The 24,026-nt window shown below is 67.6% G+C and carries 15 protein-coding genes and 1 tRNA gene; 9 read left to right on the top strand and 7 right to left on the bottom strand.

The window, feature by feature from the left end; genetic code table 11:
* Positions 1–43: 43 nt before the first annotated feature.
* The 3 genes from ACRWNM_RS06495 to ACRWNM_RS06485 all read right to left on the bottom strand — a co-directional run bounded on the left by ACRWNM_RS06495 (position 44) and on the right by ACRWNM_RS06485 (position 3,219).
* Positions 44–1,249, bottom strand: coding sequence for a hypothetical protein (locus ACRWNM_RS06495; protein ID WP_431964463.1), 1,206 nt, complete (start codon positions 1,247–1,249; stop codon positions 44–46).
* Positions 1,250–1,352: 103 nt separating this feature from the next.
* Positions 1,353–2,702 (bottom strand): L-lysine 6-transaminase, encoded by a 1,350-nt coding sequence (gene lat / locus ACRWNM_RS06490; RefSeq protein ID WP_431964461.1) that lies wholly within the window; start codon positions 2,700–2,702, stop codon positions 1,353–1,355.
* Positions 2,703–2,766: 64 nt separating this feature from the next.
* The gene (locus ACRWNM_RS06485; protein ID WP_040686931.1) at positions 2,767–3,219 is read right to left on the bottom strand and encodes an Lrp/AsnC family transcriptional regulator; all 453 of its coding nucleotides are present in this window, start codon (positions 3,217–3,219) and stop codon (positions 2,767–2,769) included.
* A gap of 121 nt (positions 3,220–3,340) precedes the next feature.
* Here ACRWNM_RS06485 and amaB point away from each other — a divergent pair, with 121 nt between their 5' ends.
* The 3 genes from amaB to ACRWNM_RS06470 all read left to right on the top strand — a co-directional run bounded on the left by amaB (position 3,341) and on the right by ACRWNM_RS06470 (position 8,553).
* Complete coding sequence (gene amaB / locus ACRWNM_RS06480) at positions 3,341–4,870, top strand: L-piperidine-6-carboxylate dehydrogenase (RefSeq protein WP_431964458.1); 1,530 nt, start codon at positions 3,341–3,343, stop codon at positions 4,868–4,870.
* Positions 4,871–4,933: 63 nt separating this feature from the next.
* Positions 4,934–5,007: transfer RNA gene (locus ACRWNM_RS06475), tRNA-Met, on the top strand.
* A gap of 918 nt (positions 5,008–5,925) precedes the next feature.
* The gene (locus tag ACRWNM_RS06470) at positions 5,926–8,553 is read left to right on the top strand and encodes a GmrSD restriction endonuclease domain-containing protein (protein ID WP_431964456.1); all 2,628 of its coding nucleotides are present in this window, start codon (positions 5,926–5,928) and stop codon (positions 8,551–8,553) included.
* 64 nt (positions 8,554–8,617) lie between these two features.
* Here the strand turns inward: ACRWNM_RS06470 and ACRWNM_RS06465 are convergent, their stop codons facing one another.
* On the bottom strand, positions 8,618–9,340 hold the full coding sequence (locus ACRWNM_RS06465) for an NUDIX hydrolase (RefSeq protein WP_431964454.1): 723 nt from the start codon (positions 9,338–9,340) through the stop codon (positions 8,618–8,620).
* Positions 9,341–9,457: 117 nt separating this feature from the next.
* Here ACRWNM_RS06465 and ACRWNM_RS06460 point away from each other — a divergent pair, with 117 nt between their 5' ends.
* Together ACRWNM_RS06460 and ACRWNM_RS06455 are read left to right on the top strand one after the other, a co-directional pair.
* Positions 9,458–10,333 carry a hypothetical protein gene (locus tag ACRWNM_RS06460; protein WP_431964452.1) on the top strand — a complete coding sequence of 292 codons (876 nt, stop codon included), beginning with the start codon at positions 9,458–9,460 and terminating at the stop codon, positions 10,331–10,333.
* Positions 10,334–10,356: 23 nt separating this feature from the next.
* The gene (locus ACRWNM_RS06455) at positions 10,357–12,378 is read left to right on the top strand and encodes a hypothetical protein (RefSeq protein ID WP_431964450.1); all 2,022 of its coding nucleotides are present in this window, start codon (positions 10,357–10,359) and stop codon (positions 12,376–12,378) included.
* Between the two features lie 547 nt (positions 12,379–12,925).
* On the opposite strand, the gene ACRWNM_RS06450 is transcribed toward ACRWNM_RS06455, so the two are convergent.
* Positions 12,926–14,116 (bottom strand): hypothetical protein, encoded by a 1,191-nt coding sequence (locus ACRWNM_RS06450; RefSeq protein ID WP_431964448.1) that lies wholly within the window; start codon positions 14,114–14,116, stop codon positions 12,926–12,928.
* A 185-nt stretch (positions 14,117–14,301) separates the two neighbouring features.
* Here ACRWNM_RS06450 and ACRWNM_RS06445 point away from each other — a divergent pair, with 185 nt between their 5' ends.
* Positions 14,302–14,526: a hypothetical protein gene (locus ACRWNM_RS06445; RefSeq protein WP_431964446.1), complete on the top strand. Its 225-nt coding sequence runs from the start codon at positions 14,302–14,304 to the stop codon at positions 14,524–14,526.
* 24 nt (positions 14,527–14,550) lie between these two features.
* On the opposite strand, the gene ACRWNM_RS06440 is transcribed toward ACRWNM_RS06445, so the two are convergent.
* Entirely contained in the window at positions 14,551–18,024 is a 3,474-nt protein-coding gene (locus ACRWNM_RS06440) for an indolepyruvate ferredoxin oxidoreductase family protein (RefSeq protein ID WP_431964444.1), read from the bottom strand.
* Positions 18,025–18,821: 797 nt separating this feature from the next.
* Between ACRWNM_RS06440 and ACRWNM_RS06435 the strand changes: the two genes are divergently transcribed.
* The 3 genes from ACRWNM_RS06435 to ACRWNM_RS06425 are packed head-to-tail and all read left to right on the top strand — an operon-like array spanning position 18,822 to position 21,956.
* Positions 18,822–21,182: a sensor histidine kinase gene (locus tag ACRWNM_RS06435; RefSeq protein WP_431964442.1), complete on the top strand. Its 2,361-nt coding sequence runs from the start codon at positions 18,822–18,824 to the stop codon at positions 21,180–21,182.
* Positions 21,160–21,585, top strand: a complete 426-nt coding sequence (locus ACRWNM_RS06430) for a roadblock/LC7 domain-containing protein (RefSeq protein WP_068061101.1) — start codon at positions 21,160–21,162, stop codon at positions 21,583–21,585. Before ACRWNM_RS06435 ends, ACRWNM_RS06430 begins: the two co-directional genes overlap by 23 nt.
* On the top strand, positions 21,582–21,956 hold the full coding sequence (locus ACRWNM_RS06425) for a DUF742 domain-containing protein (protein ID WP_431964439.1): 375 nt from the start codon (positions 21,582–21,584) through the stop codon (positions 21,954–21,956). The genes ACRWNM_RS06430 and ACRWNM_RS06425 overlap by 4 nt, the downstream gene beginning before the upstream one ends.
* 9 nt (positions 21,957–21,965) lie before the next feature.
* Here ACRWNM_RS06425 and ACRWNM_RS06420 read toward each other — a convergent pair whose 3' ends face one another.
* Complete coding sequence (locus ACRWNM_RS06420; protein ID WP_431964437.1) at positions 21,966–23,921, bottom strand: FAD-dependent oxidoreductase; 1,956 nt, start codon at positions 23,919–23,921, stop codon at positions 21,966–21,968.
* Positions 23,922–24,026: the final 105 nt, after the last annotated feature.

The raw sequence follows: 24,026 nt of genomic DNA, 5'->3' as shown, positions 1-24,026 counted from the left end.
CGACGAGGACGAGCGCACGGCCGCAGCGGACGCCGAGCTACGGCTAACGCATGACGCCGGTGTGGCCGGTCGAGTAGCGCCCCGGCTGCGGCCAGATGGTGAGGCCGTGCGGTCCGCGCCCGACCGGGATGCGGGCCAGCAGCTTCCACTCGACGATGTCGATCGCGTAGACCTCGCCGTGGTGGCGGCCCGAGGCCCAGAACACCCGGCCGTCGGCGGAGATGTTGCCCATGTCGGGACTGCCGCCGCCGGGCACGGACCACTTGTGCACCAGGCGGTTCTCCGCGAAGTCCCACACCGAGATGCTGCCCTCGTGCCGGTTGGTGATGAGCATCTGCTTGGAGTCGCGGGTGATGTAGAGCCCGTGCGCGCCGTCGCCGGTGGGCACGAAGCCCTTGCTCTCGAAGGTGAGCGCGTCGAAGACGTAGAGCCCGCCCGCCGCCATGTCGGCGACGTAGAAGGTGAGGCCGTCCGGAGAGAGCTTCACGTCCTGCGGCTTGCCCGAGCGTCCGCCCGCGAGATCGATGGTCTTGACCAGTTTGCGGTCCGCGACGTCGAAAACCTGCATGCGGCCGATGAATTCGCAGCTGGCCAGGGCGAAGCGGCCGTCGGCCGTGAAGTCCATGTGGTCGACGCCCGCGCAATCGGGCACCGAGAGGGCGTGCACTTTCTGCCAGGTCCGCGGATCGTAGAAGTCCAGCGACCTGTCCGCCTCGGCGACGACGAGGGCGAACTGGCCGTCGGGTGTGTAGTACATGTTGTAGGGGTCGCGGACCGGGAACGGCTCGCCGGGCAGACCGGTGCGGGGGTCGATCGGCCGCAAGCTGCCGCCGCCGATCGGAAGGTCGTTGGTGATGTAGAGCGTCTGCATGTCGTAGGACGGCACCACGTGCTGGGGCTCCTGCCCGCCCGCGGGAAAGGTGTCGATCACCTGGAAGGTGTTCGGGTCGATCACCGAGACGGTGTGGGACTGGCTGTTGGGCACGTACACCAGCGGCCGGTGATCGGCCACCGAGGGGCTCAGCTCCCGGTTGGCCGCGTACACGTCGGTCGGAGACAGCGGCGGTGGCATGCCTGGCAACAGATTGGCGATCTGCGCGGGCGGCGCGTCCGGGCTCGGCGCCGCCGCGACGGCCGAGCTCGTCGATTCGGTGACGACGGTGCCAGCCTCGCTCGTCGTACAGCTGGTCACCGCCGCCACAGCGGCCAAGGCCGCGAAGTATCCGCGAGGTGCGCCACGTCGGTTCACGCGTCTGCACCGTACCTGGGAGGAGTGAGACGACATGTGAGCGAAGCCTACGGGCCGGACAGCGATTTCCGGGCTATCCACGCCAGCAGCGCCGCGCGCCGTGTCAGTCGACCGAACCCAGCACCCTCTCCACGGCGTCGACGGCGGCGTCGAGCTGCGCCGCGCTGACCGTGAGCGGCGGCCGGAAGCGGATGCCGCGCTCGCCGGTGCCGATGATCAGCACGTGCTCGCGTTCCCGCAGCCCGGTCAGCACCGCGTCGCGCAGTTCCACCGTCGCCAGGGTGATCGCGCACATGAGGCCGCGCCCGCGCGGCTCGGTGACGCGCGGGTGCTCCGCCGCCAGCCCCTCCAGCCTGCGCAGCAGGTGCTCGCCGAGCGGCTTGGACCGCTCGATGAGCTCGTCGCGCTCGATCACCTCGAGGATGCGGCGGGCGCGGACCATATCGGCCAGGTTGCCGCCCCAGGTGGAGTTGAGCCGCGAGCCGACCGTGAATACGTTGTCGGCGATCTCGTCGACTCGCCCGCCCGCCATCACGCCGCACACCTGGGTCTTCTTACCGAAGGCGACGACGTCGGGCGACAGACCGAGTTGCTGGTAGGCCCAGGTGGTTCCGGTCATCCCGACGCCGGTCTGCACCTCGTCCAGGACGAACAGCGCGTCGTTCTCGTGGCAGAGCCGCTGCACGGCGAGCAGGAACTCCCCGCGCAGGTGCCGGTCGCCGCCCTCGCCCTGGATCGGCTCGGCGATGAAACACGCTATGTCGTGCGGATTCTCGGCGAACGCGCGGCGCACCTGGTCCAGCGCGTGCGCCTCGGCGGCCTCGATGTCGCGTCCGACCGCCAGGTACGGCGTGTCGACGCGGGGCCAATCGAACTTCGGGAAGCGGTCGGTCTTCACCGGGTCGGTGTTGGTCAGCGACATGGTGTAGCCGGTCCGGCCGTGGAACGCTCCGGTCAGATGCAGCACCTTCGTGCCGAGATCCCTTGACCTACCCTGCGATTCGTTGTGCCTGCTCTTCCAGTCGAACGCGACCTTGAGCGCATTCTCCACGGCGGCGGCGCCGCCGTCGATGAAGAACAGGTGCGGTAGTCGCGGATCGCCGAGCACACGCGCGAACGTCTCGACGAACCGCGCCATCTCCACGGTGTAGATGTCGGAGTTGGAGGGCTTGTTCAGCGCGGCCGTCGCCAGCTCCGCGCAGAAGTCCGGATCGTCGGCCAACGCGGGATGGTTCATGCCCAGCGCGTTGGACGCGAAGAAGCCGAACATGTCGAGGTAGGTGCTGCCGTCGCGTTCGTCGACGAGGCGGCAGCCGCGGGAGTTGGTCAGGTCCAGCACCAATTCGAAGCCGTCGGCGAGGAGGTGCGCCGACAGGATCTCGTGTACCCGGGTCGCGGGGGTGACCGGTGCCGTGTCACCACCCGATCGGGTGCGCTCCAGTTCGAGGGTCACACCTGTAGGGTACGAAAATATTTACGGAATCTCTACAATATTGCGGAGTAATTACTCCGAATTGCTACCTGTCATAGAATGTCTGCAGGATGATGGTGCTGCGCGTCCGGACGTTGGCGGTCGCCCTGATCTCCTGGAGCAGCTGCTCCAAGTGGCGCGGCGAAGCGACCCGCACCAGCAACACGTAGCTCTCGTCACCCGCCACCGAGTGGCATGCCTCGATACCCGGGATATGTTGCAACACAGCGGGGGCGTCATCCGGCTGCGACGGGTCGAGAGGAGTGATCGCGACGAATGCCGAGAGCAGCTGTCCAAGGGCCTCCGGGTCGACGTGCGCGGTGTAGCCGCGGATCACGCCGCGCGCTTCCAGCCTGCGCACCCGCGACTGCACAGCGGAGACCGATAGGCTCGCCTTCTCGGCCAGGTTCGACAGGGTGGCGCGACCATCGGCCATCAGTTCACGAATCAGCAGGCGATCGATGTCATCGAGTACGGGTCTTGCCGGTGTATCCGCCATCAGTGGAGGCTAACCCAGTGAACGCTGCTCGTGTCGAAAACCCCGACTCGTTCACTTCTGGCAACCTGACAGCACCGCGTGCACGCCCGAAGCAGAGCCCAAAGCCGAAGCGGAGCAATCGATGACGAACACCTTGAGCGACCAGCTGACCCGCGATCTCGCCGACCGCGCGGCAACCCTGTTACGCGGTCTCGGCGCCGAGCCGCCCCAGACGGGTGAGCTGACCGCCCGCACTCCCATTACGGGCGGCGCGCTCGCCACCCTGCCCGCCGACCCGCCCGAGGCAGTCGACGCCGCGATCGGACGCGCCGCCGCCGCGTTCGGCGCCTGGCGCACGGTGCCCGCGCCCGCGCGGGCCGCCGTGGTGCGCAGGCTCGCCGAGCTGCTCACCGCGCACAAGTCCGAGCTGGCCGAGCTGGTCACCCTGGAGGCGGGCAAGATCGGCCCGGAGGCGGTCGGCGAGGTGCAGGAGATGATCGACATCTGCGAGTTCGCCATCGGGCTCTCCCGCCAGCTGTACGGGCGCACCATGCCCTCCGAACGGCCTGGTCACCGGCTGATGGAGACCTGGCATCCGCTCGGCGTGGTCGGCGTGATCTCGGCCTTCAACTTCCCGGTCGCGGTCTGGGCGTGGAACACCGCGATCGCGCTGGTGTGCGGCGACACGGTGGTGTGGAAGCCCTCCGAGACCACCCCGCTCACCGCGCTGGCCTGTCACACGCTGCTTCGGCGGGCCGCCGCCGACGTGGGCGCGGATCCGCAAGTGCACCAACTGATCCAGGGCGGTTCCGAGGTCGGCGCCCGGCTGGTGGACGACGAGCGGGTCGCGCTGCTCAGCGCGACCGGCTCGGTGCGGATGGGCCGCATGGTCGCGCCGCGGGTGGCCGCGCGGTTCGGCCGCTGCCTGCTGGAACTCGGCGGCAACAACGGCGCCATCGTCACGCCCTCTGCCGATCTGGAGCTGGCCGCGCGCGCCATCGTGTTCGCGGCGGCGGGCACCGCCGGGCAGCGGTGCACCACCCTGCGGCGGCTGATCGTGCACGTCGACGTGGTCGGGCCGCTGCTCGACCGGGTCTCGAACGCGTATCGGCAATTGCGCGTGGGCAATCCGCTCGACGAGGGGGTGCTGGTCGGGCCGCTGATCAACGAATCCGCGCGCACCGGCATGCGCGCGGCGATCGATCGCGCACTCGCCGACGGCGGCGAACTGGTCTGCGGCGGCGAGCCGGTGCCCGGCTTCGGCGAGCACGCCCACTACGTGCGCCCGGCCATCGTGCGGATGCCCGCGCAGACCGCCGTGGTGCGCGAGGAGACCTTCGCGCCGATCCTGTACGTGCTGACCTACCACGACTTCGAGCACGCCGTCGCGCTGCACAACGCGGTGCCGCAAGGACTTTCGTCCGCGATCTTCACCGGCGACCAGCGCGAGGCCGAACGCTTCCTCGCCGCCGACGGCTCCGACTGCGGCATCGCCAACGTCAACATCGGCACCTCCGGCGCCGAGATCGGCGGCGCGTTCGGTGGCGAGAAGCACACCGGCGGCGGCCGCGAATCCGGGTCGGACTCGTGGAAGGCCTACATGCGCCGCGCCACCAACACCGTCAACTACTCCACCGAACTGCCCCTCGCCCAAGGCATCCAGTTCGGCTGAAACCGCCTCCGACCAGCCGATTAGGCGCCACGCCCGCCGCATGTGTAAGGTTGAGATCACCGACGCGGGGTGGAGCAGCTCGGTAGCTCGCTGGGCTCATAACCCAGAGGTCGCAGGTTCAAATCCTGTCCCCGCTACTAGGGAGAATGGCCCGGAACAGCATGTTCCGGGCCATTCTTCATTGACGGATGGGAGCGGGTTGGGGAACCTTAGCCAGGCTCACGACTGGTAACCCCGTCGACAGGGCCGGTGCCGCCCAGTAAATAGGTTGCACCGCGGACCGCCGCCTCCTCGTCCATGCCGGGGTCTTCAGGGTGAACACCACATCGGCGTCCCCCACCCGTTCGCCGACCACCTTGGGGCTGATCCCGGCAGCCAACGCTGCTCCAGTGACGTACGAGTGCCGCAGATCGTAGAAGCGAATCTCCGACAACCCCGCCTCAGCTGCCAGACGCTTGAACCGCGCCCGGATCGAATCCGGGTGGACCGGCCGCCCGTCCTCCCACGTGAACACTCCGCCGGTGTCCTGGTAGTCCTCACCGAAGAACTTTCGCTCAGCGTCCCGGACTTCCTTCCAATCCCGCAGCACTGGACAGCGTCCGGGTCGAGTGAGTTTTGACGTGCGTAATCATCCGACTTCACCTGACCGTCGGCCCCGCGACCGGCGACGACCACGCGGCTCTCGTGGATCGACTGCATGGCACTGTCGAGATCGAGAGATGACCAGCGGACTCCACATATTTCGCCGCGCCGCTGACCAGTGGCGAGTTCGAGCGCCTCACGGTCCATCTACTCTCGGGAACCTGCTACGCGGTGGTCAGCGACCGCATGTACAAGATCGCAGTGCTCGTCGCCGAGTGCTGGGGCCAAAGACTGGCAGAACATGAAATCGGTTCTCCTCGTATCCAGCATCTTTCGTCGTTTGGGGTGCGGTTCAGCGCGGGGTTTCGTGATCGTTTTATCGAAGGTAGGATCCTGTCGATCTTTGACTGAAAGACGTTGGCACACAGCGCAAGTGGGGGAAGATGAAGGCTGGCGAGACAACACTTCGGAGTTTGTTGCAGGGCGAGCGGCAGTATGTAGTGCCGCTCTACCAGCGTCGGTACAGCTGGGAGAGGAAGCATCTGCGGAAGCTGTGGGACGACCTTATCGGGGTTATCGACGCAGGAGACGGCGCTTCGCATTTTCTGGGGTCGGTGGTGCTGGCACCGAGTCCTGCGAACACGCCGGCCGGTGTGCAGGTCTGGCTTGTGGTGGATGGCCAGCAGCGGCTGACGACGTTGAGCATTCTGCTGTGCGCTATCCGTGATCATGTTCGCGCAACAGACGGTCGCCTGGCCGCGAAGATCGATGATCTTTACCTGGTCAACCGGTATGCCAATGGCCTCGAGCGCTACACGTTGCTGCCGACGCAGGCGGATCGAGCCTCGTGGCAGGCGCTGGTGGAAGGATCTCCGGACGCTGGCGGAGAGGACCCGATCGGGGAGGCGTACCAGTACTTTTGTCGCGAACTGGCCTCAGCCGCTGACTCGGAGAACCCGCACGAGATCGCGCGTATCGAGCAAGCTATCGCGTCCCAGTTGAGCATCGTGGAGATCGCGGCGCATCCCGGCGACAATGTGCATCGGATCTTCGAGTCGCTCAATCACACCGGCCAGCCACTGACCCAGGCTGACTTGCTGCGCAACTACGTGTTCATGCGTCTACCCACCCGCGCTGAATTCGTCTACGAGCAGCAGTGGCGGCCGCTTCAGGGCCTGCTCACCAATGATCAGCTGGAGACTCTGATCTGGCTCGATCTGGTCATGCGTGGCGATGACCGGGCTACCCAGGCGGCGGCCTATCACGCGCAGCAGCAACGCCTCGCGGCATTCGGCGAGGCTGAGATCGAATCCTGGATCATTGAGCTGCACCATAAGGCGCGGCTGTTCCGCACAATTCTCAACCCGGACAGCGAACCGGACGATGCGCTGCGCCGCGGGCTGGACCGCCTCGATAGGTGGGGCGCGCAGGTCGTGCATCCGGTGGCGTTACGGATTCTGCTTGCCCGCGATGCCGGGGAACTCGATGGTGCCGCTGCTGCGCGTGCAATGCGGGCGGTGGAGAGCTACCTGGTGCGCAGAATGATCGCCGGTATCGGCAGTACGGGTAGTAATCGTGTGCTGATGACCTTGGTCAAGGAGCTCGGCGACGCAGTGCCCACCGCTGAGGAGATCACAAAGATCCTGTCCGGCAACCGCAAACGATTTCCGACCGATCAACATATTCGAGAAGCTGTGCTGGCCAACAACTTCTACTGGAGTGGCAGGGGCCCGCAGCGGGCTTATATCCTGCGCTGCTTGGAAGAAGATCTCCGGCACGGCGAGCAGGTGGATTTCGACCGAGCCAAACTCACCATCGAGCACGTACTTCCACAGTCGCCGACCGAGGAATGGTGGGCCATGCTCGCCGACGAGGTGGACGGCAACGACAGTCCGCAGGATTTGCACCAAGCCGTCGTGCATACGCTGGGCAACTTGAGTCTCACCGCCTACAACGGGAAGCTCGGCAACGACGGGTTCTCTACCAAACAACAGATCCTGCGCGACAGTGGTTTGGCGATGAACCGGGAGATCGCCAAGGCGGCACGATGGGGAGGCCAGGAGATCCGCGCCCGCGGCAAGTCGCTGGCCGAGCGCATCGTCAAGATCTGGCCAGGACCGGATGATTCGGTCGGTACGTTGCCGCCAGAGCCGAGGTGGCGCTTGATGATCGAAGTGCTCGCCTCGATCCCCTCCGGGCGGTGGACAACCTACGGCGACGTTGCGGAGGTGATCGGGTGTGCACCGGTCGCCGTGGGTGCCCGGTTGGCTTCCGTCCCGGCTCCCAATGCTCATCGGGTTCTGAAGTCGACCGGCCAGATCTCGCCCGATTTCAGGTGGCCCGACCCGGCTCGCACCGAGGATCCCCGCACGATCCTGGAAAAGGAAGGGATTCGATTTGACGCCGTTGGCCGTGCCGCGGCTCGCCAACGCATCACCGCCGCCGAGCTCGCTCGACGCACCGATCTCGACGTCGACGTTCCGGAAGTGGTCGATCCGGAACACCCGCTGCCCGCCCTCCTCGAGGGCAGCCTTACTGGAAAACCCGGGGGCCCAACCGAACCTGCGCCACAAGCCCACCTGGATGAGGTGCGCCGAAGCAATTCCGCCGAGGGCAAGGCTGGCGACCTGGTCTGCTATTGGATCGTGTCTCCAGGCCCAACCCATACCGGGCGCAACCAGATTCGCGATTTCATCGAGCGCGGCGAGTGGCGAATGGACCCGAACCCCCGCTTCGAAAGCAAAGTCGCCGACATGCTGTCAGGGGAACGCATCGCCGTACGCACCCGCCGCACCACCGTAGACGACGTCCCGTTCGACCGGCGCGACGAACGCGTATCGGTCATGGATTTCGAACTGACCGGAACCATCACAGAAAATCCCGGCAACGGGTGCTCGGTGCGGGTCGACTGGGACCCCGAACCGCCCGCGCCGCGACGCTATTACCTGTACACGAGTCAGGACACCGTCTGGGCGCTGGTACGCGGGAAGACTCCGGTCTGGGATGACCTGATCGACTTCGCATTTGAAGGCAAAACTCAGCAGAACATCGACTTCCTCCGAAACCATCCGTACTGGAGAGACCGCTTCGGCGATAGGTGACGTATCGGGGCGGTCCCAGCACCTACGTCCTCGAAGGCGCGACAGATCCGGATCGCGGATCGGCTCAATTCGCGCTGGAGTGGGTGGTTGTGCGCGGTATCGCTGGATACAGGATGGATTCGGAGCCAGCACGGTAAAGGGCGGCGGGGCGGCCTCCGTGGCGGTTGGTCTGTTTTCCGGTGGGAATCAACGCACCCTTCGCGGCGGTGATCTTGCGGTGAAAATTCCGCTGGTCGAGAGCTTGGCCCCAGACGATCTCATACACCCTGCGCAGCTCGGTGATGGTGAACTCCGGTGCGCAGAATCGGGTGGCGAGCATTGTGTACTCGAGTTTGCTTCTGGTGCGCTCGACAGCGTCGGCGACGATTCGCTTGTGGTCGAAGGCGAGCTCGGTGTGTGCGTTCAGTAGTGATTTGACGGGCATCCATCCCGCCTCACGTGCATCGCCACCGGCTACCGGTGCCGGCAGGTCGGGAATGAAGGCGAGGTAGCAGACGGTCACGACCCGTCTGCGTGGGTCCCGGTTCGGTGAGCCGTAGGTGCGTAGCTGCTCGAGATGTGCACGGTCCAGGTCCAGGCCGGTCTCTTCGGCCAGTTCGCGTTCTGCCGCTGTGTCCAGGTCCTCGCGGGTGTCGTCGAGGAATCCGCCGGGCAGGGCCAGCAACCCCTGCCATGGATCGGTCCCTCGTTCCACCATCAGGATCTGCAACGTGTCATCGCGCACGGTCAGGACTGCAAGGTCCACCGCGATGGCGACTTCGGTCGTTGGCCAGTTACGTTCGGGCATAACGTATCTCCTCTCCACGGCTACTTTACGTCTTATTGACGTAAAAGGATCCGGCGGATAGCGTCAGTCCACGGAGGTCTCAGGTGACGCTCCGTTCCGATCACGTTGGGGAGAAATATGATCGTGATTCTGACCGCTCTGAACATCGAGCAGGACGCCGTGCTGGAGCATCTGGTCGACACCACCGTGTATGAGCACGACAAGGGCACGTTGTTCGATGTAGGCACCATCGCCGGGTACCCCGGGCATCATGTAGCGGTGGGGGTCACCGGCGCTGGCACTACCACCGCGGCGGCGCTCACCGAACGCGCCCGAGCCGAATTCTCGCCTGCGGTCATGATGTTCGTCGGCATCGCCGGTGGCTTGCGTGGCAAGCTGTCCATCGGTGATGTCGTAGTGGCGACCAAGGTCCACTCGTATCAGGGCGGGCGCAGCGAAGATGACGAGTTTCTGGTGCGGCCACGTTCCTGGGAATTATCGCACCGGCTCGACCAGAAAGCCCGGCGGCTATGCCGGGGCAATCGTTGGCACGACTGGCTGCCCGAGCAAGCGCGCACGACCGAACCGAAGGTGTCCTTCGCGCCGATCGCGGTGGGAGACGTGGTCTTGGACTCCACCACATCGGAGCTCGCTCGCCGCATCCGCGCGTCGTTCAACGACGCGGTCGCCGTGGAGATGGAGGGTTCGGGATTCGCGCATGCGGCGGCCCTCGCCGATCAGGTGCCTGCCGCGGTCGTCCGCGGCATAAGCGACCGTGCCGACGGAGGGAAGGCGGAGGCGGACCGGGATGGCGGTCAGCTCATCGCTGCGCGGAATGCTGCTGCGTTCGCGGTTGCGCTGGCGGTTTCCCTCGAGCCGAAACCCGATTCAACGGCAGGGTCTGCTGCGCCGACGCCTCCGTCGTTGCCGCCGATCCACAATACGATGACCGCACGGGACCACGCAAAGGTCGGCGAGCAGATCGGTGTGCAATTCAACTCGGGGGCGAGATGATCCCCGACTCCACAGCGGCCGGTATGTCGGTGCACAACCATCTCAACGCGACCGGCCGCGCCCACGTCGGGCAGCAGATCGGTGCCCAATACAACAGATTCGTGGAGCACAACGAGACGATCTACCACACCTCGCCCGACGACTCGCCGGACCGCAGGCACAAGGTGGCCAGAGATTTCCTCGCCGGCGGCAATCCCCGTCAGGCCGAGGAAATCCTGCGCCGCCTGCACCACACGGGCCACGCCACCACTGAACGCGCCTACCTGTACGTGCTGTCGGTGCTCAGCGACCGCTCGTTCACCGAAATCACCAATGAGCTGTCCGACGAGATCCACCACGCCATGAACGCGGTGCCGGGAGAAACCCGAGACGAGTGGCGGGAAGCGCTCGAGGTTGTCAACGAACTGCTGCGCTACGCTCATGCCGAGTTCAGCGAGGGGGCCATCGAGAACGAACTCGCGACCCCGCTGAAGATGTTCGGCGCCCTGAGCGTGGATCGGCAGGACGAGATCGTCACACACCTGAGCCGGATTCTCAGCGGTGCCGAGCAGGAGTGGCTCACCGCTGCGCGCAAACACCAGGTCGCAGTGCAACGGATGAGCGGCGATCGCGTCGGACGGGCGTGGAAGTTCTTCGAAGCCGATCCACGACCGCCCGGGAGATGGGTAACAGCGCCTGCTCCGGCCACCGCCACCGACTGGCGCGATGCCGTCCTCGGCTCGGTGGCAACGGTTTCGGCGATCGTGACCATGCTGATCGGTGAGGTCACGGCCAGCGCCGTGGCCGGAGTGGCACTCGTCGTGGCCGGGGGCTACGTGGCGGTGCGTTGCACGACCGTCTGGCAGACCCACACAAGGCATGTGCACAACGTGTGGGCCCATCGCCAGCCACAGCCCTACCAGCAGGAAGGTAAGTTCGACAAACTGGTCGACCAGTGCTTCCGGGCGTGGAATCCCGAAGGCCTATGGGAAACCACAGAGGGCTATCGAGGATATCTCAAGCGCAGGTTGCAACAGCAGTACGGCCACTACGAATGCCACCCTTTCGAGTTGCAATGGCTGATCCGGTGGCATGTCCTTCGCATCGGCCAAGGATTCGACTATCCACCGGCGCGGCCAGCCGAAGCGCAGCGGGCGGCTAACTTTCGGACCGTCGGCGCAATAGTGTGGGTGGCAGTTTTGGGTGTGTTGGTGCTCGTCGGAGAGTACGGGGCGTTCCTGCTTGGTGTCGGCGGCTGGTGGGGTATCGGCGGCGTCGCCCGGATCGTCTCGGTGTCTCGGACGCAGCGTCTTCTCGCACAGGATGCCGAGATGGTGTTCGACGGCGAGCAGGCCGAGCATCACCGATGGCGCGGGGTTCTTGCCGACCGGCCCAGTGATTTGGAGATGGAGCGCTGGCTGGCCCTGGACAAGGCCCATCTCAAGAACGAGGCGCTGCGGCGGGCGAATCTTCGTGAGCGTGACCTGGTCACGTATGTGGTGCTGACCGAGCGGGCTCCCTTCGCGCGCAGGAGCAGGATCATCGGCGGGCCGCCGCGATACGAGGCGTATATGGTCTACATCTTCCTGTTGACCAAGTTCGGAATGCGAACCACACGAACCTATTTGAACCTCACCACAGGCGACGTGCGGAACGAGCAGCACCAGATGTGCACCTACGATGCTGTGGCTTCGGCCTCGGTCACCGAGAAAGGTGTCCGCACTTTCCGGGCCGACGGCAGCCCATCGGTGGGTAACCGCGCTGGCCGGGTCTTTCGGCTGATTCTGCTCAACGGCACCTGTATCGCCGAAGTCCGGGAGAACGGCCGAGCGACAGGCGATGAACCGCCCGGGGAGGACGACGAGCTCGAGGACGTGGCGTTCGTGCCGGCCGCGGGGTTCGACAGCGCGCTACGGGTATTGGAAGCAGTGGCCACCGAGGGCCGGGATTGGATCAACCGTGACCGCGAGCGCAAACAGCGTTGGGCACGAAACTGGTGCACGAGTCCTCTGTCAGGTGACACGATCGGATTCGGGGGGAACTCCGGCCGGACAAACCTCCGATGATCTGACAGCAAGTTGTAGCTCGCCCCTTCGGGCAACGCTGACTTGAAGATTCCGATCAACATGAGAGTTGATGGGGCCGCGTCCGGATTCGTACCATGAATCGACAGGCCAACACAGCTGCGCCGTTCGGGGACAGCTACGCGAGTCCAGGCCCCGATTGCGCCGGATGCCGCCGGACAGCGCGTGCAGCATTCCAGTGGGCGACATGCGCATCGACGCACGGCAGCGCCGTAGCGAAGTCACTTGTTCCGGCAACCGCAGATAGGCCGCGATCCCGATTCCAGCGCACCGGATGGGAACGGATTGGAATGAAACGCATAGATACGCGGCCGAGACATGTAGAACCGAGCGGATGCCGATCTCGCGCCCGGACCCGCTGACCAGCGCATACGGGACGAGGCGTGACTCAGAGACCGCAATCCGGTTGGCAAATAACCCAGAGGTCGCAGGTTCAAATCCTGTCCCCGCTACAAACGGCTCAGGCCAGAGAGATTCGATCTCTCTGGCCTGAGCCTTTTCTCGTATTGTCCTCGGCGCGCGACGACTCCTACCCCGATCCGGCGAGCCACCGCACGGTGTTGACGTAGCACGTCCCGAGATCGGCGAGCACACTTCCCGGTACGGGTGGGTGGTAGGGCACACCGAACCCGCGGCGGCGATCCGGTGTCGAGCCGCAGGGGTCACCGATGAGGTTCACGTCGACGTAGTGATGGAACGAGGAGTCGGTGACGATCCGGCCCACCCCCGCCGGAAGACCGTCGTAGGCGCACAGGATGCCGAGGGTCATCGCGACCGAGGGCGCCGGGTCGCCGGGCGGATCGGCGGACAGACACGGGTCGGCGGTGAGGGCGACCGAGTGGCCCGCTGTCGCGGTCCCGGTGGCGATGACGCGCGGCGCGGGTCGCACACCGTCGGCCGAGGGGTACTCCGGCACCGGGGTGTCGCGCGGTGCGACGACCGCTTCGAGATCGGCCGGCGTCACCACTTCACCCTCGTGCATGTGATCAGGGAACCGGGTGATGGGCGCGCCGTCCGCACGCCGCAGGATGTCGTGGACGGGTGCGTCGAGGACGAGAGTCTGGGCGATGTCGTCGGACTGGTTGTCGAACTGGTACAGCGACTCCGTGTCCCGCACCAGGGTGCCGTCCGCGGCGATCCCGCCGCGCGGATTGAAGACCAGCGTGTCGGCGCGGTCCAGCCCACCCGGCACCGACTTGGCGGGCCAATTGGCCGCCGTCACGACCTCGCCGCGCCAATCGAGCGCGTGCGTCGGCGCGTCGATGGGCCGATATTCCACACCGAACCACTTACGCATGGTGCGCACCCGAGGTATCCGGCCGCACATGAACGAGCCCATGCCGGAATGGTCACCGGTCGCGAAGACCCCTCCGCCCGCGTTCATGAAATCGAAGACGGCCGCGACCTCGCCGTCGGCGATCGGCGTCCCGTGCACGGCGCCGTCGTTGTTGCCCTCGAATCCGAACAGCCACAACACGTCGTAGTCGCGCAGACGCTCCGATCGGAAGTCGAAGTTCGGGAAGGCGGCATTCGGGTCGTCGCTTCGATGCGCGGTCTGCACCGAAATGTCCTGTGCCGGAGCGTGCTCCAAGAGGTAGACGAACTCCGTGACGGTGAAGGCATCGCGGTTGCGATCGACTCCGCCGGCGAAGCTGATGCCCTTTCGCGCTCGCGCGGACGATCGCCCGTCCCCTACCACCAGAACCTTGATCGGCGCCATGATATCCGTCCCCCGGATAGTCCCCGCCCGCCGCAGCGGCGAACGCTGACCGGCGGTGTTCGCTACAAGTAGACCACGAATATCGCAGTTCACGAGGCGTATTTCCCGGCACGAAAGGGGTTGCGGACCGACCGTCCGGGCCGCTACGCGACGGCTCGGATCGGAGCCGAACGATTTCCGGCGCCTTGTGTCGCACAACGGATTTCATCAAGATCGAAGTTGCGGGCGCACTTTCGCGCCGGCGGCCCAAGACCGTCAACGGCGACACCGTCACGCCGACGTGGACCCTGAATTCTACCGGGGCCCACGTCCTTACAGCGAAGCTGGTCGTCGGCGACTACGAGGAGACCAGCCTGACCATCCAGGTGGGCAACGGCATCAACGTCGGAAGCGCCTGCCTGGTGCAGTGATACCGGCGCGGGCCGGCACGAGCCTCAGATCCTTGGCGGCTCGATGCCGAGTTCGCGCAGCCGCTCGGCGTAGGTCGCGACATTGGCGAGCTTGACGTCCTCGTAGCCGCGCACGACCTCGGCGAGGCCCGCCGCGCGAACGGCTCGGTCGTAGCCCGCTGCGTCCAAGGTGGTGGCCAGGTCGGTCACCATGCCGAGGTAGTGCGCGCGCAGTTCTCGCTCGACGCGGCGCACATGCGCGTAGCCGAAGGGGTCGAACTTGGTGCCGCGCAGGCGCTTTCCCTTGGCGAGCAACCGCAGCGCGAAGTGGCTGCGCGGACCCATGCCGATCTTCTTCTGCCTGCCGAGCGCCCGCAGCGCGGGCGGGTGCAGGCGGTAGGTGAGATTCGCGCCTTCGGGCATTTGCTCGGCGACCTCGGCCAGGAACGCCGGGTCGGTCAGCCGCCGCGCCACCTCGTACTCGTCCTTGTAGGCCGTGAACTTGTACAGACCGCGCGCCACCTGCTCGCTGAACTCAGTGCGGTCGGTGACTCGTCGTTCGGTCTCCCAGACGTGCTGCACGGTGCCTACGTATTCGCGGGCCACCGCGACGCTCTGGAATCCGATCAGCTCGGCCGCCCGCAGCTCCACCAGCTGCCGCGTCTCGCCGGTCGCGGTCAGTCCGTCGAACAGGTTCGCGGGCGGCGTCACCCGCGCCGCCGCGAGCTTGCTGCGCGTGGTGGCGGCGGCGAACTCCGCGGGCCGTGCGATCGCCAGCCTGCCCCAACGGAAGGCGGCGATATTCGCGGCGACGGCGACGCCGTTGATCTCGATGGCCTCCTCGATCGACGCCGCGGGCAGCCGCAGTCCCCCGCTCTGGTACGCCGCGCCGACCAGCAGGAAATTGGCGGCCGCGGTAGTGCCGAAGAGCGCCTCGGCGGCGGCGAGCGCGTCGAAGGAACCCGCCACCCTGGCCGCCCGCGCCAGCCGGGCCAGCAGCGAGGCCTCGTCGGGGTAGGCGACGGACTTGTCGTAGACCATGTCGCCGGTCGGGGTCTTGCTGGTCGAGGCCACCGCGACGGTCGCGGTCGGCGAGCCGTAGGCCAGGTTCTTGTCGTCGGTCGCGGCGAGCAGGTCGAAGGCGAGGATGCAGTCGGCGGAGGCCGGGGCGAGCCGGTTGGCGGGCTCCAGCGCGTCCGCCGCGAAGCGCAGGTGCGACACCACCGGTCCGGCCTTCTGGCTCAGGCCGATCTGATCGAGGCTCGCCACGTCGTATCCGGCGCGCAGCGCAGCGGTCGCGAGCACCTGGTTCACGGTGACGATGCCGGTGCCGCCGATCCCGGCCAGGAAGACGTTCTGCGTGCCCGTCGGCGCCTCGAACGCGAGCTCGGGCAGGCGCGGCGGCTCCGGACGACGAACCTCCTTGCGCCGCTTGCGATTCGCCGGGTCGGGCAGCTCGACGGTGACGAAGGACGGGCAGTCGCCGTCCAGGCAGCTGTAGTCGGTGTTGCACGAGGTCTGATCGATGCGCGTCTTGCGGCCGAACTCGGTGTCCACCGGCTGGACCGAAAGGCAGTTGCTCTTGACGCCGCAATCGCCGCAGCCCTCGCAGACCGCCTCGTTGACGATCACCCTGGTCCGGCGCACCGGCAGCGCGCCGCGCTTGCGCTTGCGGCGGGCGTCGGCCGCGCAGTGCTGGTCGTAGACGAGCACGGTGACGCCGGGAATCTCGCGCAGCATGCGCTGGGCCTCGTCGAGCCGGTCGCGGTGCCACAGCAGGGTGCCCGGCGCGAGATCGCGCTTTCGGTAGCGCTTGGGCTCGTCGGCGCAGACGATGATCCGCCGCACGCCCTCGACGCTGAGCTTGTGGGTGAGTTTCGGAACGCCGAGCGAGCCCTCCGCGTCCTGCGCGCCGGTCATCGCGACGACGTCGTTGTGCAGCAGCTTGAAGGTGATGTTCACGCCGGCGGCGACGCAGGCCTGCACCGCCAGCTGGCCGGAGTGGAAATAGGTTCCGTCGCCGATGTTCTGGAACAGGTGGCCCACGTCGGTGAAGGGCGCCTGCCCGATCCACTGCGCGCCTTCGCCGCCCATCTGAGTCAGGCCGGTGACCGCGCTGTCGGTGCGGCCGGACATGGTCACCAGGGTGTGGCAGCCGATGCCGCCACCGGCCAGCGAGCCCTCCGGCACCGCGGTGGACCGATTGTGCGGGCAACCGCTACAGAAGTACGCCGCGCGCTTGGCGGGCAGGACGGACAGCGACAGCGGCTGCGGCAGTGGCCTCTTCGTCTCCAGATATCCGGCGAGCGCCCGGCGCAGCGGCCCGGCGATGCGACCCGAGGTGAGCTCGCCGTTGGGACTGAACAGCGTGCGACCCTCGGCATCGGCCTTGCCGACGATCTCCGGGGCACCCGCGCGGCCGTAGAGGATCTCGCGGATCTGCGTCTCGACGAACGCGGTCTTGTCCTCCACCACGACGATCCGCTCCAGCCCGTCGGCGAACTCCCGCACCCGCTCGGGCGCGATCGGATACGGCATGCCGATGCGCAGCAATCGGACGCCTGCCCGCGACAGCGCGGCGTCGTCCACGCCGAGATCGAGCAGGGCCTGGCGCATCGCGTCGAAGGCGGTTCCGGTGGCGGCGACGCCGACCCTGGCGCGCGCCGGATTCACCTCGATCACGTCCAGCTCGTTGACGGTGCTGTAGGCCTTCACCAGTTCCCAGCGCGGCCCGTACAGGTCCGCCTCGGCGATGACGCTGTCGGTCGGCGCCGCCATCGGCCGCTGCCGATAGGTGAACGGACTGCCCTCCCAGTCGATCTCGGGCACCGTGATGGCGATGTCGCCGACCGAGCCGTCCACCGTCCAGGCGCCGTCGGCCACATCGGCGACGATCTTCAGCGCCACCAGGCACCCGGACGCCCGGGACAGCGCGACGCCGTGCAGGCCCATGGTGATGATCTCGCGCGCGTTGCGGGGAAAGAGCACAGGGATGTTCATCGCGGCCAGCGACCGTTCGCTCACCGCGGGCACGGTCGAGGATTTCGCGGCCGGATCGTCGCCGACCAGCAGCAGCACGCCGCCGCGCGCATTCGCGCCGTACATATTCGCGTGACGCAACGCGTCGGTCGCGCGATCGAGGCCGGGTCCCTTTCCGTACCAGACCCCGACGACGCCGTCGTGCGTCGCGTTCCCGGCGGGCAATTCCGCCTGGCTCCCCCACACCGAGGTCGCGGCGAGTTCCTCGTTGAGGCCCGGCACGAAGGAGATGTCGTGTTCGGCGAGCACGGTGGGCATTCCGTTGAGCAGCTTGTCCACGCCGCCGAGCGGGCTGCCCTGATAACCGGAGACGAAGGTGCCGACCCGCAGACCCGCCCGCAGATCGCGCACGTGCTGTTCCACCAGTTGTCGCGCGATCGCCTGCACTCCGGTGAGCACGACGGCGCCGGAGCCGACCCGATAGCGGTCGGCGAGGTCGTACGGCGCGGTGATCAGATCGCGGTCGGCGAGCTCGGTCATCGGTCCACCCATCCGCTCGGCGCCCGATCGGGGCGCTTCGCATCGTTGAGCACTTGGTGCCGACATACTGTCCCCAAAGCGCTGAATGAACAATAGATGGATCAAAGGTTGAGCAATCTGCTCAATTGAAGCGCTCACTGCTGGGCATCCCCTATGCATGATGCGAGATCGATATGACCGCTATCACACTCTGCGACAAATCACCTGATCACGGCCGTCGCGCGTGTCGGGCCGACGTCGGACACCGGCGAATCCGCCATCCAGAAGGCACGGCCACCCGCTCCGCCATCCGGAAGGCACGGCCACCGGCAACGCCTGCTGAGTTCGATCACCACTCGGCACGCCGACCGGCTCCGGTAGCCGGTCTCGCGACGCCCTCGGCCCGAACCACCCGGAGACGCCGCGAACCCGGTGCCGACGCGCCTCGCGGTCAGAACATTCGGCGGTGGAGAAGCACGAATTCCCTCCCGCATAGCAGCGAGCGCTCGAATCCGCGTACGCGTGAGTTTTCCCGAAATACCCCGCGAAATGCATTGTGACCACCACATTCCCATTGGTAGCACTTGCGAATATATCCCGTGGTTACCCGAACTCCGCGATCGCCGATTACCCTGCTCTTTGCTCGACGAAAGTTATTGCGTCGCCGTTCTTTCAGTGACTAGGGTGACACGGGGTACTCGGCACCATGCCGGTTCTCGGCCTGGCACGAGCCGGTTCCGCACGGGGGCAGCGATGCCCAGAGGTAGGCAAGAACATCGGTGATAAGCAGCAGAATCAGACGCGTATTACCGACCGGCATGCGGTCCCGCCCCCTCGGCGTCCGAACCAGACTATTGGCGATCGTCCTCATTCCGAGCGTCGCCCTGCTCGCGCTCGGCATCGGCGCCACCGCGTACCTGGTGAAAACCGGTCGCAATGCGGCGTCTTGGGCCGAGATGGCCACTTCCGTGACCACCCCGGCGATCCTGATGATCGAGGCGTTCCAGGAGGAGCGTCGCGCCTCGCTGCTGCTGTTGGCGGGCGACGACGACGCGACCCACACCCTGCCTGCCGCACGCAAGAATTCCGACGACGCGCTGGCCACGCTGGATTCCCTGGGCGATACCGCCTCCGAACTGCGTCCCGACCTCGCGGGCGATATCGACAGCTACGACGTGCTCTACCGGCAGTTGCCCGCGCTGCGCGGCGGCATCGACGCGCACGCCTTGCCGTCGGCGCAGGTTTTCCTCGCCTTCAGCCAGATCATCGACACCATCGTGCAGGCCTCGCTGCTGGCCGCCGAGGTGGCGCCGGACGCCGAGATCGCCGTCGAGCTGTACAAGGCGGTGCACGCGCTGCGCGCCGCCGAAGCGGTGTCGCGGGCGAGCGCGCTCGGCACGGCGGCGCTCATCACCGAACAGCTCACCCCCGAACAGCTCACCGAGTTCAGCCGCTACGTCGGCGACGGCCGCGGTGAGGTCGCCTACGCGACCACCGTGCTGACCGGCAAGCGGCAGGCACAACTGCAAGAGATCACCGCGAGTCCCACCTGGCGGCAGCTGACCGCGATGGAGGACGCGATCATCCAGCGGGGCACCAAGACCGGCGATTCCGACGCCCCGAATACCTCGACCTCGAACAACTCCACCGGCGACAGTTCCGGCAGGCAGTCGACCTCCCGCACCACCCGCACGGCCGACATCCCGCCGCCGCTGCCGCTCGGCGTCGGCGAATGGCAGCAGTCCGCCACCGCCGTGCGCTCGCAGCTGCTGAAGCTGTGGGAGGACCAGAGCCGCGACGCCCACCGCACCGCGGAGGCCACCGGCGAGCAGATCGCGCGCAACTCCCTCTACGGCGGCCTCGGCGTGCTCGCGCTGACACTGCTCGCCTTCCTCGCCGCCCTGCTGCTGGCCAACCGCTTCATCGGCCGCATGCAGCGGCTGCGCCGCGACACTCTGGAGCTGGCCGACGAACGGCTGCCCGAGACCATCCGTCAGCTCGGCGAGGGCGCCGAGGTCGACGCGCGGGAAGTCGCGCGCCTCGACTACGGCGGTGACGAGATCGGCCAGGTGGCCGACGCGTTCAACCGCGCCCACCAATCGGCCGTCTCGGCCGCGGTCGCCGAGGCCAAGACGCGGGCGGGCGTGGCCGCGGTCTTCCTCAACATCGCGCACCGCAACCAGGTGATGGTGCACCGCCAGCTGGCGCTGCTGGACAAGGCCGAACGCCACGAGGAGGACCCGGAACGCCTGGACCTGCTCTTCCAGCTCGACCACCTGGCCACCAGGGCGCGGCGCAACGCCGAGAACCTCGTCATCCTCGGCGGCGAGCAGCCCGGCCGTCGCTGGCGCAATCCGGTGCCGCTGATCGAGGTGGTGCGCAGCGCGGTCGCGGAAAGCCTCGACTACACCAGGATTCAGATCGGCAAGCTGCCCGACGTGCGCGTCTCCGGCGCAGCGGTGGCCGACCTGATGCACCTGATCGCCGAGCTGACCGACAACGCGACGGCCTTCTCGCCACCGGAATCGCGGGTCGAGGTGTCCGGCACGCTGGTCGGCAAGGGCGTGGCTATCGAGATCATCGACCAGGGACTCGGCATGCCGGAAGCCGAACTGGCCGAACGCAACGCCGTGCTGGCGTCCCCGCCCGACTTCAGCGTCGCCACGCTCTCCAGTGATGCCAGGCTCGGCCTCTTCGTGGTCGGGAAGCTGGCCGTGCGACACGGTATCTCGGTGCGGCTGACCGAATCCGACTACGGCGGAGTGCGCGCCATCGTGTTGGTGCCGACGGCGGTGATCGCCACCGGCCAGGAACCACCCGTGCGGGGCAACCAGGCCGTCCAGCAACCGCACGCGTTGGCGAACAACGGGACATTCAACGGCTTCGCCCCCGTCCCTGTCCTCGCCGCTCCCAGCCCCGTCGAGATCGCACCCGCCGCGACCGGCGAGGGCGATCGACCGGCGCTGCCGCGACGCCGCCGCTCCGACGCCTCCGACGAACCGGCCGCTCGGCTCGGCGGCACAGCGGGCGCACGCCCGCGCAGCGCCGAGGAGGCGCGCACGCTGATGTCGGCCATCGAGAACGGCACTCGGCAGGGCCGCCTGAACCGCGTCGACGACCCGACCGCAACGAACCCCGACCCGCAGGAAGGCACCGGTGACGACCTCCAAGCCCCGTAGTCTCGACTGGCTGCTAGACGATCTCGTCGAACGGCTGCTCGATGTCCGCTACGCTGTCGTGCTGTCCACCGACGGGTTGCTCCTCGGCCACAGCACGGCGATGAATCGCTCGGACGCGGAACGCTTCTGCGCCATGGCCTCCACCCTGCACGGCGTGGCGCGCAGCGCGGGCAGCCATTTCGACGCGGGCGGGGTCTGCCAGACGGTGGTGGAGCTCGACCGCGCGGTGCTGTTCATCACCGCCGCGGGCGACAATGCCTGCCTGGCCGTGCTCACCGCGGAGAACGCGAACATGGGCATGGTCGCCTACGAGATGAACCAAACCGTGCAGCGCGTCGGCGCGCACCTCTCGGTCGACCCGCGTCCGCAACCGCTCGACGGGGTCGGTTCGCGACGGCCATGAACGACCGGCGGGAGTCCTGGTTCGACGAGGAGGCCGGTCCCCTCGTCCGCCTCTACGCGGTCACCAACGGGCGCGCGGGCGGCGGCCGCCCCGAGCTGAACATGCTCACCCTGGTGGTACGCGCCGGATCGCGGACACTGCGGCGCAACGAACCCGAGTACGCCGACATCATGCGGCTCGCCCGCGAACCGCAGTCCATCGCCGAGCTGGCCGCGCAGCTGAACCTGCCGTTAACCTCGACCAAGATCCTGGTCGGCGACCTCATCGACGACGGCCTGCTCAACTTCCGCGATCCCGAACCGACGCCCGAGGCGGGTCCGCGGGACATGGATGTGCTGCGCGCCGTGCTCAAGGGGATTCAGGCGCTCTGACCCGCGCGCTCAACTCAGCCGCGCGGCAAGACGTTTCGCGTTCATCAGAGCGATCGCCTCGATCGACACCATGGGGTTCACGCCGGACGCCGTCGGGAAGCAGGACGCGTCCGCGACGACGATATCGGGCACCTCCCAGGTCGCGCCGTCGGGATCGGTCGCCGACATGTCGCGCGAGCCGCCCATTCGCGCCGAGCCCATGATGTGCAGCGCGCCCATCCCGCAGCGACCCGGCTCGTATCCGGCCGCGAGGCAGGACGCGACGAATTCCGCGTGCGAGCCGCTGACGCCGGGCTCGTACGTCGCGCCCGCTTGATGGCCGGAGAAGACGCGTCGCGCGCCCGCCGCCTCGAGAATGCTTGCCGCGCCCGCGATTCCGGTGTGCAGGTGGGCGCGGTCGCGCTCGGAGAGCCGGTAGCGGACGATGGGCTCACCCGCCTGGTCCACCGTGACCCGCCCGTGGTCGCGGTCGCGGGTGATCACGCCGACGGCCGCGGTGCGGGCCAGATCCAGCATGGCGGCGCGGTGCTCCGCCCCGCCACGCCAGTTCATGAAGCCGACCAGCAGGCCGGGGTGCAGCGGGCCGGTCTCGTAGATCACGCCGTAGCCGTGCTCGTCGAGATCGCTGTGCCTGCGCGAGATCCGGGTCTGCAACCCGCCCTCCCACGGCCGGATCTCCTCGTCGAAGACGCCGAACACCGCCGAGGCCGGATGCAGCCGCAGGTAATCGCCGATGTTCTTGTTCCGCAACCCGGAACGACGCAGCAGCGCGGGCGTCTGGACGGCTCCCGCGGCGACCACCACGGCGCGGGCGCGCACCGTGAACTCCGCGCCGTCGGCGGTGACCGCGCGGACGCCCTCGGCGCGGCCGCCGGAGACCTCGACGCGGCGGACGTCGGCGCCGACCACCAGGCGCGCGCCGTGCGCGGCCGCGTCGGCCAGCCAGGTCTTGGTCACGGTCTGCTTCGCGCCGAGCCGGCAGCCGTAGCCGCAGCGACCGCACTCGACGCTCGCGTCGCAGGCCGCGGTGACGTTGCGTGGCAGCGGGGCGACGTCCCAGCCCAGCGCCGCGAGCCCGCGCTCGAGCACCCCGTCGCGCGCCGAGCCGGGCGAGCGGTCGTAGGTGACGCCCAGCCGCTGTTCGACGGCGTCGAGGGCGGCGCCGTATTCGTCCTCGGCGAACTGGGTGGCGCCCAGGCTCGCCCATTCCGCGCGCACCTCGTCCGGTGTGCGCAGCGAGGTGCTCCAGTTGACCACCGTGCCGCCGCCGAGGCACGTGCCCGCCACCAGGGTGAGCTGGCCTTCCGCGGTGGCCGCCGGGCCCGGCGCGTACAACCGCAGCAGCGCGTCGAGTTCCCCGGCACCGAAGTCGGCGTCGTCGTAGTACTCGCCGCGCTCCAGCACGATCACGTCGAGGCCCGCCTCGGCGAGCACCGCCGCCGCCGCGCCGCCGCCCGCACCGGAACCGACGACGACCACATCGCAGTCCAGGGCCGCGCCCGCCTCGGGCCGCACCGGATGCAGGGCGGGCTTCGGCGCGTTGGGCAACGGGCCTGGCGGGGAGGGGTAGCCCATCTCCTTCCACAGCGGATTGCTGCCGTCGGGTCCCGGCGTGGTGTAGTACGCCAGCAGCGCGGCTTGCTTGAGCGCCTGGAAGATCGCGCGCTTGGCGCCGAACCGCGATTCGCCGAGCCGAAGCAGCAGCCGTTCGCGGTCGGCCTGCGAGCGGGCCGAGAACCGGCGCGGACCCATGCCCGCGAGCAGGCCGAGGACCGGCGAATCCCACAGGCCGAGGAGCGTCGCCACCTGTTTGCGTTCGGCCTCACGCGGATTGCGGGAGAGCAGTCGGACCACCACGTCGGCGACGCCGAGCTCGGAGGCGGGCGGCAGCGCGAGACCGTCGCCGGGCGCGAACGTGTCGCAGATCAGCTCCAGCGCCGCCCGCTGCCCTGCCGTGAGTTCCATGGCATTCTCCCCGAGACCGGAAAAGTGTGCGGCGCAATCGGAATTGCTGCTCACATACGTTCAACGAGCTCGAACCCTACTCCGGAGTTTTGTGGGCGTAAAGAC

It is taken from the genome of Nocardia sp. bgisy134 (assembly GCF_965341865.1).
In the GTDB taxonomy this organism is placed as follows: domain Bacteria; phylum Actinomycetota; class Actinomycetes; order Mycobacteriales; family Mycobacteriaceae; genus Nocardia.
This window is presented reverse-complemented; position numbering and strand designations above follow the sequence as displayed.